Here is a 13,499-nt window from a genome sequence, read left to right on the forward strand (position 1 = left end):
GTTCAGTTGCCCTCTGTTCCGCGGAGTTCGTCTTCGATAACGCCCTGCAGGCGTTCCTCGAGCGGCGACGAGCCGATGTGTTGCACGATCTCGCTGAGGAATCCGCGAACCACGAGGCGGCGTGCCTCGACCTCGCCGATGCCGCGGGACTGCAGGTAGAACAGCTGCTCGTCGTCGAAGCGTCCGGTGGCGCTGGCGTGGCCGGCGCCCAGGATGTCGCCGGTCTCGATTTCGAGGTTCGGGATCGAGTCGGCGCGGGTGCCCTCGGTCAGGACCAGGTTGCGGTTCTGCTCGTAGCTGTCGGTTCCCGGTGCGGTGCGGCCGATCAGTACGTCGCCGATCCAGACCGTGCGCGCGCCGGCGCCTTGGAGGGCGCCCTTGTAGTTGACCCGGCTGCGGCTGTTCGGGGCGTCGTGGTTGACGTAGACCTGCTGCTCCAGGTGCTGGCCGGCGTCGGCGAAGTAGAGCCCGTACAGTTCGGTGTCGCTGCCCTGGCCGGCCAGCTGCACCGACGGGTTGACCCGAACGATGCCGCCGCCGAGGGAGACCACGACGTGCTTGAGGCGGGCGTCGCGGCCGATGGTGGCGAAGTGGTTGGCCAGCTGGACGGCGTCGGCGTTCCATTCCTGCACGGTGACCACCGTGAGGTTGGCCGATTCGCCCACGATGATCTCGATGTTCTCCGAGATCCGGGCGTCACCGGTGTTCTGCAGGATCACCACGGCCTGGCTGAACGGCTTGGCCTCGATCACGGTGTGGGCGGCGCGCGGAACCGAGCCGAGGTTCGCCCGGGTGAGGGTGATCTCCTTGGCTTCTTCTCCGGTCACGGTGATGGCGAGGGCCTTCTCGAAGGCGCTCCAGGCGTTGGCGGCGGCGCGCTCTTCCGGCGCCCCGGCAGTGCCGATCCGAGTGTCAGAGCGGTCGACCCAGGAGACGTCGACGTCGGGGTGCGGCGTCTGGTCGAAGTCGTAGACCGAGCCGTCGAGCACGCCGGCGGTGAGGTCGGTGAACTTGGCGACGGGTGAGAGTTTCCAGACCGCTTCCCTGCCGGTGACGGCGGGGAAGTCGGCAACGTCGAAGCTCTTGAACCTGGCGGACCGGGTCTGCACCGGGACGAAGCCGAAGCGTCCGTCCGAGTGTTCCTTGATGCCGTGCTGTTCGGCGGTGGGCAGGGCTTCCGACGATGGTGCGGAGGTGGGTGCTGTTGAAGTCGAGGCGGCGGACATTTAGCCGACGGATCCTTCCATGCCCATTTCAATGAGCTTGTTGAGTTCGAGGGCGTACTCCATCGGGAGCTCCCTGGCGATGGGTTCGATGAACCCGCGCACGATCATGGCCATGGCCTCGTCCTCGGGCATGCCGCGGCTCATCAGGTAGAAGAGCTGCTCTTCGCTGACCCGTGACACGGTGGCCTCGTGGCCGAGCTGCACGTCGTCGACACGGATGTCGATGGCCGGGTAGGTGTCGGAGCGCGACTGCGTGTCGACCAGCAGGGCGTCGCAGCGCACGGTGTTCGCGGAGTGGTGCGCGGTGGCGTCCACCCGCACCTCGCCACGGTAGCCGGCGCGACCGCCGCCGCGGGCGATCGACTTGGAGACGATCGAGGACTGGGTGTACGGGGCCATGTGGATCATCTTGGCGCCGGCATCCTGGTGCTGGCCGGGGCCGGCGAAGGCGACGGAGAGGGTCTCGCCCTTGGCGTGCTCGCCCATCAGGTAGATGGACGGGTACTTCATGGTGACCTTGGACCCGATGTTGCCGTCGATCCACTCCATGGTGGCGCCCTCGGCGGCCGTGGCGCGCTTGGTGACGAGGTTGTAGACGTTGTTGGACCAATTCTGGATGGTCGTGTAACGAACGCGGGCGTTCTTCTTCACGATGATCTCCACCACGGCGGAGTGCAGCGAGTCCGACTTGTAGATAGGCGCGGTGCAGCCCTCGATGTAGTGAACGTAGCTGCCCTCATCGGCGATGATCAGCGTGCGCTCGAACTGGCCCATGTTCTCGGTGTTGATCCGGAAGTAGGCCTGCAGCGGAATCTCGACGTGCACGCCGGGCGGCACGTAGACGAACGAACCGCCGGACCAGACCGAGGTGTTCAGCGCGGCGAACTTGTTGTCGCCGGACGGGATGACGCTGCCGAAGTACTCCTCGAAGAACTCCGGGTGCTCCTTGAGCGCCGTATCGGTGTCCATGAAGATGACGCCCTGGGCTTCGAGTTCCTCGTTGATCTGGTGGTAGACCACCTCGGACTCGTACTGGGCGGCGACGCCGGAGACGAGGCGCTGACGCTCCGCCTCGGGGATGCCCAGCTTCTCGTAGGTGTTCTTGATGTCGTCCGGCAGGTCTTCCCAGGTCTGGGCCTGCTTCTCCGTGGAGCGGACGAAGTACTTGATGTTGTCGAAGTCGATCTCCGACAGGTCGGCGCCCCAGGTCGGCATGGGCTTGCGCTCGAACAGCGCCAACGCCTTCAGGCGGCGCTCCAGCATCCAGGCCGGTTCCTTTTTCAGGTTCGAGATGTCGGTGACGACCTCGGGTGAAATGCCGCGTCGCGCGGATGCGCCGGCGGCGTCGGAATCGGACCAGCCGAATTCGTACACCCCCAGCCCCTCGAGCTCGGGTCGGTCCAGTAGAACGTCAGACATCTTTACCTCTTCTCCTACCCACATCAACCCGGATATCAGTCCGGTCATTCCCGTACCGGGCTGCGGCCGACCATTCGGACGGACGTGCAACCCGTTGCGCGCGTGAGTTGTGTGGATGGCTACGTTGCGTACCTAAGATGAACAAGGGCCTCTCGTGCCGCGACATTCGAACAGTCGTCGAGCACACGGAGCCCGTGAAACACCTAATTCTACAGGCTAGTGATGTTATTAGTAGTGCGACCCGGCGTATTCACATACGCGCGCACCAGCAGGGAGCAGAACCCGTGAACCGGATTATCCAGTGGTTGCCCACCCAGGTGGACCGTCGGCTGAGGGTGCTCGGCTGGGTCTACCTGGCCGCCCAGATCTTCCTCGTCGGCACCGGCGGGCTCGTGCGGCTCACCAGTTCGGGCCTCGGCTGCCCCACCTGGCCCAAATGCACAGCGGATTCCCTGGTGAACACGCCGGAGATGGGCATCCACGGTGTCATCGAGTTCGGCAACCGGCTGCTCGGGGTTCTGCTCGGCCTGGTCGCCATCGCCGCATTCGTCGCGGTGCTGCGGATGCGCAAGAGCCGCCCGGACCTGTTCAGGCTGACCCTGCTGGCCGGCCTGGGCATCCCGGCCCAGGCCGTGATCGGCGGCATCAGCGTGCTGACCCAGCTGAACCCCTACGTCGTGGGCCTGCACTTCGTGATCTCCGTCGGCCTGGTGGGCCTCTGCACGGCCTTCATCTACCGGTTGTACACCGTGCCGGGTCCGCGGGCACGGGTGGTGCCCCTCTGGTTCCTCATCGTCACCCACCTCACGACAGTGGCCGTCGCCGTCACCATCGCCGTCGGGATCCTGACCACGGGGTCCGGCCCGCACGCCGGCGACGCCGACGCGCCCCGAAACGGTCTGGACTCCGAGTTCCTACAGCACGTGCACAGCTGGCCCGCCTATCTGACGGTGGCCCTGACCCTGGTGCTCGTCGTCGGCGCCGTGTCGCTGCGCCTGCCGGTGCGCCGTTGGGTGATCCTGCTGCTGGCGGTCGAGCTGGCCCAGACGGCCGTCGGCCTGATCCAGGCCAACCTGGGCCTGCCTGCCATCCTCGTCGGCATCCACATGGTGCTCGCCTGCGTGCTCGCGTCGGCCATGACCGCCGTGGTCCTGAACCTCAAGCAGCCCGTCGCGGTGGCCGCTCCCCCGGCCCCGCGCACCACCGCGGACTCCATGACGCGCTGACCGACGCGGCTCACGCGCGTGCTCCGCGCATCCTCGCGGACTCGTGCGCATCCCCGCGAGAGCGGGGAAACGGTCACCTCAGGGTGCCCGAAGCAGCCCCACCCCCGCTTTCGCGGGTGACCTACCTCGCGTGTGCGGGTGACCTACCTCGCGAGAGCGGGTAAACGGTCGCCTCAGCACGCGCGAAGCAGCCACACCGCCGCTTTCGCGGCCGGCGCGCCCTGAAAGAGCGACGGACCCGGCTAGAAGGGCAGCAGCGGGTCGACGCCCACGGCGACGAAGACCAGGGTGAGGTACGCGATCGAGCCGTGGAAAACCCGCATCGGCGACACGTGCTCGTGGCGGATGGTGAGGTTGTAGAGGCGGTGGGTCTCGAAGATGAACCAGGCGCCCGACGCCGTCGCGACGACGGTGTAGACGATGCCCATGCCTGCGATGGGAATCAGCAGCAACGAGCAGGCAACGGTGGCCCAGGCGTACAGGATGACCTGCAGGCCGACCTGGGCGCGACCGCGCACCACGGCCAGCATGGGCACGCCCGCGGCCTGGTAGTCGTCCCGGTACTTCATCGACAGCGGCCAATAGTGCGGCGGCGTCCAGAGGAAGATGATCAGGAACAGGATGAACGGGGGCCAGGACAGGTCACCGGTCACGGCCGCCCAGCCGATCAGAACCGGCATACAACCGGCTACCCCGCCCCAGACGATGTTCTGCGCCGTGCGGCGCTTGAGGATCATCGTGTAGAAGACGACATAGAGCAGGATGGCGCCCAGCGACAGCGCTGCGGCGACCCAATTGGTGAACAGCCAGAGCCAGGCGATCGAGATGGCGCCGAGGACCCAGGCGAACACCAGGGCCTGGCGGTCGGTGAGTTCGCCGGTGACCAGCGGCCGGCCCTGCGTGCGGTTCATCAGACGGTCGATGTCGCGGTCGAGGTAGCAGTTGAACGCTCCAGCGGAACCGGCGCTGAGCGCACCGCCGATCAGGGTGGCGATAACCAGCCACAGGTCGGGCAGTCCTCCGGTGGCGAGGATCATCGTCGGGGCGGTAACAACGAGCAACAATTCGACCACACGCGGCTTGGTCAGGGAGAGGTAGGCCAGGAACGTCCGCTTGTACCGTGCAGCACGGTCCTCGGTCCCCCGTTCGCGGGGTTCCTGGGCCGTTTCGACTGTCTCTCGTGCGCTTCGCATATTGCCTTGATTCTAGATCATTCCCACACCTCTCAGTCCCGGCTCCCCACTGCGACAGTGGCGCAATACCGGCGAAACAACGTCGCCAAGCCACGGTCCCTATACTGGAAATGCTCGCCAATCTAGGTGCACGCATCCATGAGCGCCTGATATGGGCCCTGTGCTGCGCACCTGATGCCGATAACGATGTCGGCGGGCATTCACTCTCCAGCGGCGCGGGTATAGCGTGCCGCCTTTTCGGATTCAGAAGGGTCAGTTCACGTGGCAGCATTGCAGTGGGATTCCATCGACAACCGGGCGGTCGACACCGCCCGCATCCTGGCGGCCGACGCCGTCGAGAAGGTGGGCAACGGTCACCCTGGTACCGCCATGAGCCTCGCTCCGGCCGCGTACCTCCTGTTCCAGAAGGTGATGCGTCGTGATCCCGCTGACAACGAGTGGATCGGCCGTGACCGGTTCATCCTCTCGGTCGGCCACAGCTCCCTGACCCAGTACGTGCAGTTGTACCTCGGCGGCTACGGCCTCGAACTCGACGACCTCAAGGCCCTGCGCACCTGGGGCTCCAAGACCCCCGGCCACCCCGAGTACGGCCACACCGACGGCGTCGAGATCACCACCGGACCGCTCGGCCAGGGCCTCGCCTCCGCCGTGGGCTTCGCCTACGCCTCGCGTTTCGAGCGTGGCCTGTTCGACCCCGAGGCCGACGCGGGCACCAGCCCGTTCGACCAGTTCGTCTACGTCATCGCCGGCGACGGCGACCTGCAGGAGGGCATCACCTCCGAGGCCTCCTCGCTCGCCGGACACCAGCAGCTCGGCAACCTGATCGCGATCTACGACTCCAACCAGATCTCCATCGAGGACGACACCAACATCGCCTTCACCGAGGATGTCGCCGCCCGGTACGACGCGTACCACTGGCACGTGCAGACCGTGGACTGGAAGAAGACCGGCGAGTACGTCGAAGACATCGCCGCTCTCAACGACGCCATCGAAGCGGCCAAGGCCGTCACCGACAAGCCGTCGCTGATCATCCTCAAGACCATCATCGGCTGGCCCAGCCCGAAGAAGCAGAACACCGGCAAGATCCACGGCTCCGCCCTGGGCGCCGAGGAACTCGCCGGCGTGAAGGAGATCCTCGGTTTCGACCCCGAGAAGACCTTCGAGGTCTCCGACGAGGTCATCACCCACACCCGCAAGGCCCTCGACCGTGGTGCTGAGCAGCACGCCGAGTGGAACCTGCGGTTCGACGCGTGGGCGGCCGCGAACCCCGAGCGCAAGATCCTGCTCGACCGTATCCTCTCCGGCGACCTGCCCGACGGCGTCGAGGAAGCCCTGCCGGTCTTCCCCGCCGGCACCGAGGTCTCCACCCGTGCGTCGTCCGGCAAGGTGCTCAACGCGCTCGGCCCGGTCATCCCCGAGCTCTGGGGCGGCTCCGCCGACCTCGCCGAGTCCAACAACACCACGATCAGCAACGCCGCATCCTTCATCCCGAGCGAGCACTCCACGGGCGAGTGGACCGGCAACCCCTACGGTCGCGTCCTGCACTTCGGTATCCGTGAGCACGCGATGGCCGCGATCCTCAACGGCATCGTCCTGCACGGCAACACCCGCCCCTTCGGTGGCACCTTCCTGATCTTCAGCGACTACATGCGCCCGGCCGTTCGGCTTGCAGCGCTCATGAAGGCGCCGTCGATCTTCGTCTGGACCCACGACTCGGTCGCCCTCGGTGAGGACGGACCGACCCACCAGCCGATCGAGCAGCTTGCCTCCCTCCGTGCCATCCCCGGGCTCGATGTGGTGCGCCCCGGCGACGCCAACGAGGTGTCCTGGGCCTGGAAGACGATCCTCGAGCGTCGCAACGGCCCGGCCGGCATCGTGCTGACCCGTCAGAACATCCCCGTGTTCGAGCGTGGCGAAGGGGACGCCAGCGGCGAGACCTTCGCCTCGGCCAAGAACGTCGCCAAGGGCGCGTACGTGCTCGCCGAGGCCCCGAACGGCACGCCCGACGTGATCCTCATCGCCACCGGTTCCGAGGTGCAGCTGGCCGTCAACGCACGCGAGGCCCTCAAGGCGGATGGCGTCAACGCCCGCGTCGTGTCGGTGCCGAGCCTCGAGTGGTTCGAGGAGCAGTCCGCCGAATACCGGGAGGCAGTTCTGCCCAGGGCGATCACCGCCCGGGTATCGGTTGAGGCCGGAATTGCGTTGACCTGGAACAAGTACGTCGGCGACCGCGGCCGCAGCGTCTCGATCGAGCACTTCGGTGCGTCGGCCGACTACAAGACCCTGTTCCGCGAATTCGGCATCACCACGGAGGCTGTTGTCGCCGCCGCCAAAGAATCCCTCGCCGCGCTCTAAGCGCGACACCTATAAGCGCAGCATTCAAGGAGATTTGATTTTCATGACAGAAACTACCCCCACCGCCGCCCTGTCCGCCGCGGGCGTCAGCATCTGGCTCGACGACCTGTCGCGTCAGCGCATCCAGTCCGGCGGGCTGAAGACCCTCATCGCAGAGAAGAACGTCGTCGGCGTCACCACCAACCCGACGATCTTCGCCGGTGCGCTCAGCAAGGGCGAGGCCTATGCCTCCCAGGTGGCCACGCTGGCCGCCGCCGGAACCAATGTGACCGACGCGGTCTTCGAGATCACCACCGACGACGTCGCGGCAGCCTGCGACATCTTCCGCCCGATCTACGACACCACCAACGGTTTCGACGGCCGCGTCTCGATCGAGGTCGAGCCCGGTTTCGCCCACGACGCCGAGAAGACCCTCGCCCAGGCGCAGCAGCTGTGGAACAAGGTCAACCGCCCCAACGCGATGATCAAGATCCCGGCAACCATCGAGGGCCTGGACGCCATCACCGAGACCATCGCACTGGGCATCAGTGTCAACGTCACCCTGATCTTCAGCCTCGAGCGGTACCGCGCGGTCATCAACGCGTACCTCAGCGGCCTCGAGAAGGCCAAGGCGGCCGGCATCGACCTGTCGACGATCCACTCGGTGGCGTCCTTCTTCGTGTCGCGGGTCGACACCGAGATCGACAAGCGCCTCGCGGCCGTCGGCACCGACGAAGCCCTTGCCCTGCAGAGCAAGGCCGGCGTCGCCAACGCCCAGCTCGCGTACCAGGTCTTCGAGCAGGCCTTCACCTCCGAGCGTGCGGCGAGCCTGATCGCCGCCGGTGCCAACAAGCAGCGCCCGCTGTGGGCATCCACCGGTGTCAAGTCGGCCGACCTGCCCGACACCCTGTACGTGACCGAGCTGGTTGCGCCCGAGGTTGTCAACACCATGCCGGAGAAGACCCTCGAGGCCACCTTCGACCACGGCGTGATCGTCGAGGGCGCCGTCACGGGCGCGTACGACGAGGCAAACGCCGTGCTCGACGCGATCGCCGCCCAGGGTGTCTCCTACGACGACGTCACCCGGGTGCTCGAAGAGGAGGGCGTTTCGAAGTTCATCATCTCCTGGAACGAACTTCTGGACACCGTGACGGCTGCGCTCGAGTCGGCCAAGTGAGTTTCCAGATCTCGGTGAGCGGTGCGGCGGCGCAGGCCGTCCGCACCGTGGTTCCCACTCTGGTCGCCGACCTCGTTGCCTCCGGCATCACGTCGCTCGACCCCGCGCTGTGGGGCCCCGAGGCGGAGGTGGAGGCCGGCCAGCGTCTCGGTTGGACCGAGTCAGTGGCCACCTCCCGTCCCCTCGTCGCCGAGATCTTCGCCCTTCGTGAGGAACTGCTCACGAAGGGCGTCACCCGCATCGTTCTGGCCGGCATGGGTGGCTCGTCGCTCGCACCGGAGGTCATCACGCTCACCAGCGGCGTCGACCTGACGGTGCTCGACTCGACCGACCCCGACCAGGTGCGGGCGGCATTGGCCGACCGCCTCGAGTCGACCGCCCTGGTGGTGTCGTCGAAGTCGGGCGGCACCGTGGAGACCGACAGCCAGCGCCGCGCGTTCGAACGCGCCTTCAGGGACAGCGGCATCGACCCCGTCGAGCGCATCATCGTGGTCACCGACCCCGGCTCGTCGCTCGAGGCCTCCGCCATTCAGGCCGGCTACCGGGTCTTCAACGCCGACCCGACAGTGGGCGGCCGGTTCTCGGCGCTGACCGCGTTCGGTCTCGTGCCGTCCGGTCTGGCCGGGGTGGACATCGGGCAGCTTCTCGACGAGGCCGACGCCGTATCCCTCGCCCTGGCCGTCGACTCGGAGGACAACCCCGGTCTGATCCTGGGCGCGGCCATGGCATCCAGCACGCCACGCCGGGACAAGCTGGCCATCGTCGCCGACGGCACCCACATCGTGGGTTTCGCCGATTGGGCCGAACAGCTCATCGCTGAATCCACGGGCAAGATCGGCACCGGCATCCTGCCTGTCGTGCTCGAGAGTGACGCGCCCGAGCTCGCCACGGTGCTGCCCGACCTGCAGGTCCTGCGGGTTGTGGCGGATGCCGGCGGTGACGTCTTCGCCGACCATGACGGTGCCGACGAGATCCGCGTCAGCGGAACCCTCGGCGCACAGTTCCTGGTCTGGGAGTACGCGACCGTCGTCGCCGGCCGGCTGCTCGGGATCAACCCGTTCGACCAGCCCGACGTCGAATCGGCCAAGATCGCCACCCGCGGGCTGCTCGACTCCCGCCCGGAGCCCGAGCCTGCCGCCTTCATAGCCGACGGCATCGAGGTCCGTGGTACGCCCCACGTCATCGGAGCGGCCAGCGACCTGGCCGGCGCGGTGGACGCGTTGCTCGAGGAGCTCGGCCCGGATGGGTACGTGGCCGTCCAGGCCTACGCCGACCGGTTGGCCCTCCCCCAGCTCGCCGAGCTGCGCGGACTGCTCGCGACGTTGTCCAAGCGTCCGGTCACGTTCGGTTGGGGCCCCCGATTTCTGCATTCCACCGGACAGTTCCACAAGGGTGGCACCCCCACCGGAGTGTTCCTGCAGATTCTCAGCACCCCCGCTGAGGACCTTGAGATCCCGGACCGCCCGTTCACCTTCGGTGAGCTCATCCAGGCTCAGGCCGCCGGCGACGCCAGCGTCCTCGCCCAGCACGGTCGCCCCGTCCTCACCCTCACGTTGACCGACCCGGCTGCGAACCTCAGTACCCTGTTCAACGCAGTCCGCTAAGTCCCGCCGCCCTCGTCTTCACACTTTTATCCTCTAAGGAGCTGCATGTCCCCGGTGGAAATCACCCCGGAGTTCAATCCGTTGCGTTCACCCTCCGATTACCGCCTGAACCGGATCGCGGGGCCCTCCAGCCTCGTCATCTTCGGCGTAACCGGAGACCTGTCGCGGAAGAAACTCATGCCCGCGGTCTACGACCTCGCCAACCGCGGTCTGTTGCCGCCCGGTTTCGCACTCGTCGGGTTCGCCCGGCGGGATTGGGATAACCAGGACTTCATGCAGGTCGTCCACGACTCGGTGAAGGAGTACGCCCGCACCGAGTTCCACGAGGACGTCTGGGCCCAGCTGGCCGAGGGCATCCGGTTCGTGCCGGGAACCTTCGACGACGACGCCGCGTTCGAACTCCTCAAGGACACCATCGAGGAGCTCGACCGTGAACGCGGAACCATGGGCAACCATGCGTTCTACCTGTCGATCCCGCCCAAGGCCTTTCCCCAGGTCACCGAGCAGCTGCGACGCTCCGGTCTCGCGGAGCAGAAGGACGGTCAGTGGCGCCGTGTCGTGATCGAGAAGCCGTTCGGCAGCGACCTGAAGACGGCCCGCGAGCTCAACGACGTCGTCGAGTCGGTCTTCCCGGCTGACTCGGTGTTCCGCATCGACCACTACCTCGGCAAGGAAACGGTGCAGAACATCTTGGCGCTGCGCTTCGCCAACCAACTGTACGAACCGATCTGGAACGCCAACTACGTCGACCACGTGCAGATCACCATGGCTGAGGACATCGGCGTCGGCGGACGGGCCGGGTACTACGACGGTATCGGCGCCGCCCGCGATGTGATCCAGAACCACCTCCTGCAGCTCCTCGCGCTCACCGCCATGGAGGAGCCCATCTCCTTCGACGCGGCGGACCTCCGCACCGAGAAGGAGAAGGTGCTCGCCTCGGTGCGCCTCCCCGAGGACCTCGCCACGGGCACCGCCCGCGGTCAGTACGCCGGTGGCTGGCAGGGCGGCGAGAAGATCCTCGGCTTCCTCGAGGAAGACGGGATGAACCCGGAGTCACTCACCGAGACCTACGCGGCGCTCCGCCTGGAGATCGACACGCGGCGCTGGTCCGGGGTGCCGTTCTACCTCCGCGCCGGCAAGCGGCTGGGCCGCAGGGTCACCGAGATCGCGGTGGTCTTCAAGCGTGCTCCCCAGTACCTGTTCGAAAAGAGCCAGACGGCCGCGCTGGGCGAGAATGCCCTGGTCATCAGGGTTCAGCCCGACGAGGGTGTCACGATCCGGTTCGGTTCCAAGGTGCCAGGCGTCGGCATGCAGGTACGCGATGTGACCATGGACTTCGGTTATGGCCACGCGTTCACCGAGGCGAGCCCCGAGGCCTACGAGCGTTTGATCCTTGACGTCCTGCTGGGCGACCCGCCGCTCTTCCCCCGCCACGAGGAGGTCGAGCTATCCTGGAAGATTCTCGACCCGATCGAGGAATTCTGGACCACCCAAGGTCAGCCGGAACAGTACCGACCCGGAACCTGGGGGCCCGCATCAGCCGACGAACTGCTGTCACGAGACGGCCGGAACTGGAGACGCCCATGATCGTGGATCTGCCGGACACCACTACCGCGAAGATCTCCAAGGCGCTCGTGCGCATCCGGGAGGAGGGCGGCGCTGTCGCCCTTGGCCGGGTGCTCACGCTCATCATCGCCGCCGAACTCGGCCACGAAGAAGAGGCCATCGAGGCCGCGAATGACGCGTCTCGGGAGCACCCGATGCGGGTCATCGTGCTCTCCACCCAGGCCGAGGGCACCGCCGCGCGGGACCCGAGGGTGGATGCCGAGATCCGGGTCGGCGGCGACGCCGGCGCGAGTGAGGTCATTGTGCTGCGCGCCTACGGTGACGCCGCCAGCGACCCGGAGAGCCTGGTGACCGGCCTGTTGCTGCCGGATGCCCCCGTCGTGGCCTGGTGGCCCGGTGAGTCGCCCGAGGTGCCTGCCGAGTCCCCTCTGGGCCGCATTGCCTACCGGCGCATCACCGACGCGTCGGCGCAGCCCGACCCGCAAGCCGCCCTCAGCCGGATCTGCTCCACCTACCGGCCCGGCGACACCGACTTCGCCTGGACCAGGCTGACCCTGTGGCGCGCTCAGCTGGCCGCGGTGCTGGACCAGCCCCCCTACGAACCCATCACCGCGGTATCCGTCAGCGGCGCGCTCGATTCCCCCTCCACCACGCTCCTGGCCGCCTGGCTACAGCTGCAGCTGCAGGTCCCGGTGGACTACGAACTCACCTCGGGTCAGAATTCGAACGGCATCCGTGGTGTGCACCTGACGCGGGCCTCCGGGGTGATCTCCCTTGAACGGGAGGTTCCCGGCATCGCGACGCTCACCCAGTCGGGTCAGCCCGTGCAGGACCTGACGCTCAAGCGCCGCAGCCTGCGTGATTGCCTGAGCGACGAATTGCGCCGCCTCGACCCCGACGAACTGTACGGCGAGGTCATCACCCGTGGGCTCCCGCAACTGGCGGGTCCCACCGAAACGACCGGAGATCACTCATGACGCACGACAGGCGTGTCCTGGTCCACGACGACAAGGCGGCCCTCATCGCCTCGGTCGCGACACGGTTCATCACCAAGATGGCCGACATACTGCACGAGCAGGGCCACGCCCATGTGGTCCTGACCGGTGGAACCGTCGGCACCGGTGTTCTCGAAGCGATCAACGCCTCCCCCGACCGTGACACTGTCGACTGGGCCAAGATCGACTTCTGGTGGGGCGACGAGCGCTGGGTTCCCCGCGCGCACGCCGACCGCAACGAGGTGCAAGCGCGCGCGGCGCTGCTGGACCACATCGACATCCCCGGAGCGAACGTGCACTCGTTCCCGGCGTCCGATGAAGGCCTCGAGCTCGACGCTGCTGCTGACCGCTATGCAGCCGAGCTGAAGTCCAAGGCCGCACCGGACTCCCTGGTGCCGCAGTTCGACGTGACCTTCCTCGGCGTCGGTCCCGACGGCCACATCGCGTCGTTGTTCCCGCACATGCAGGGCATCAGGGAGAACGACCTGACCGTCATCGCCGTGCTGAACTCGCCTAAGCCGCCGCCGGAGCGCCTGAGCCTCACCCGCTGGGTGCTCAACTCGTCCGAGCGGATTTGGCTTGTCGTCTCCGGCCCGGACAAGGCCTCTGCCCTCGGCCTGGCCCTGGCCGGCGCGAGTCGCGATGAGGTACCCGTCGCGGGCATCCGCGGCCGTCACTACACGGACTTCTTCGTCGACGGCGAGGCCGCCGCCGAGGTTCCGGAGAACCTGATCGCGTCGCCGCAGTAGTGTTCAAGCA

The 13,499-nt window shown here is 67.0% G+C and carries 10 protein-coding genes; 7 read left to right on the plus strand and 3 right to left on the minus strand.

Annotated elements, in window-relative coordinates:
* Nucleotides 1–2: 2 nt before the first annotated feature.
* Together sufD and sufB are read right to left on the minus strand one after the other, a co-directional pair.
* Nucleotides 3–1,226 carry a Fe-S cluster assembly protein SufD gene (gene sufD, locus E3T61_RS02505; RefSeq protein ID WP_134639340.1) on the minus strand — a complete coding sequence of 408 codons (1,224 nt, stop codon included), beginning with the start codon at nucleotides 1,224–1,226 and terminating at the stop codon, nucleotides 3–5.
* Nucleotides 1,227–2,645, minus strand: coding sequence for a Fe-S cluster assembly protein SufB (gene sufB / locus E3T61_RS02510; protein WP_130177461.1), 1,419 nt, complete (start codon nucleotides 2,643–2,645; stop codon nucleotides 1,227–1,229).
* A gap of 284 nt (nucleotides 2,646–2,929) precedes the next feature.
* Here sufB and E3T61_RS02515 point away from each other — a divergent pair, with 284 nt between their 5' ends.
* Nucleotides 2,930–3,871 carry a COX15/CtaA family protein gene (locus tag E3T61_RS02515; protein WP_134639341.1) on the plus strand — a complete coding sequence of 314 codons (942 nt, stop codon included), beginning with the start codon at nucleotides 2,930–2,932 and terminating at the stop codon, nucleotides 3,869–3,871.
* Nucleotides 3,872–4,113: 242 nt separating this feature from the next.
* Here the strand turns inward: E3T61_RS02515 and E3T61_RS02520 are convergent, their stop codons facing one another.
* Entirely contained in the window at nucleotides 4,114–5,064 is a 951-nt protein-coding gene (locus tag E3T61_RS02520) for a heme o synthase (protein WP_134639342.1), read from the minus strand.
* Nucleotides 5,065–5,325: 261 nt separating this feature from the next.
* Between E3T61_RS02520 and tkt the strand changes: the two genes are divergently transcribed.
* Genes tkt through pgl form a run of 6 tightly spaced genes read left to right on the plus strand, consistent with a single transcriptional unit; the run spans nucleotide 5,326 to nucleotide 13,489 of the window.
* Nucleotides 5,326–7,419 carry a transketolase gene (tkt, locus tag E3T61_RS02525; RefSeq protein WP_134639343.1) on the plus strand — a complete coding sequence of 698 codons (2,094 nt, stop codon included), beginning with the start codon at nucleotides 5,326–5,328 and terminating at the stop codon, nucleotides 7,417–7,419.
* A gap of 43 nt (nucleotides 7,420–7,462) precedes the next feature.
* A complete protein-coding gene (tal, locus tag E3T61_RS02530) occupies nucleotides 7,463–8,575 on the plus strand; it encodes a transaldolase (RefSeq protein WP_134639344.1) in 1,113 nt (370 codons plus the stop codon).
* Nucleotides 8,572–10,179, plus strand: coding sequence for a glucose-6-phosphate isomerase (locus E3T61_RS02535; RefSeq protein WP_134639345.1), 1,608 nt, complete (start codon nucleotides 8,572–8,574; stop codon nucleotides 10,177–10,179). The genes tal and E3T61_RS02535 overlap by 4 nt, the downstream gene beginning before the upstream one ends.
* Nucleotides 10,180–10,224: 45 nt before the next feature.
* Entirely contained in the window at nucleotides 10,225–11,766 is a 1,542-nt protein-coding gene (zwf, locus tag E3T61_RS02540; protein ID WP_130177455.1) for a glucose-6-phosphate dehydrogenase, read from the plus strand.
* Nucleotides 11,763–12,722, plus strand: a complete 960-nt coding sequence (locus E3T61_RS02545; protein ID WP_134639346.1) for a glucose-6-phosphate dehydrogenase assembly protein OpcA — start codon at nucleotides 11,763–11,765, stop codon at nucleotides 12,720–12,722. The genes zwf and E3T61_RS02545 overlap by 4 nt, the downstream gene beginning before the upstream one ends.
* The gene (pgl, locus tag E3T61_RS02550; RefSeq protein ID WP_134639347.1) at nucleotides 12,719–13,489 is read left to right on the plus strand and encodes a 6-phosphogluconolactonase; all 771 of its coding nucleotides are present in this window, start codon (nucleotides 12,719–12,721) and stop codon (nucleotides 13,487–13,489) included. The genes E3T61_RS02545 and pgl overlap by 4 nt, the downstream gene beginning before the upstream one ends.
* Nucleotides 13,490–13,499 lie beyond the last annotated feature (10 nt).

Origin of the sequence: Cryobacterium lactosi (assembly GCF_004403945.1) — a bacterium.
Taxonomy (GTDB): domain Bacteria; phylum Actinomycetota; class Actinomycetes; order Actinomycetales; family Microbacteriaceae; genus Cryobacterium; species Cryobacterium lactosi.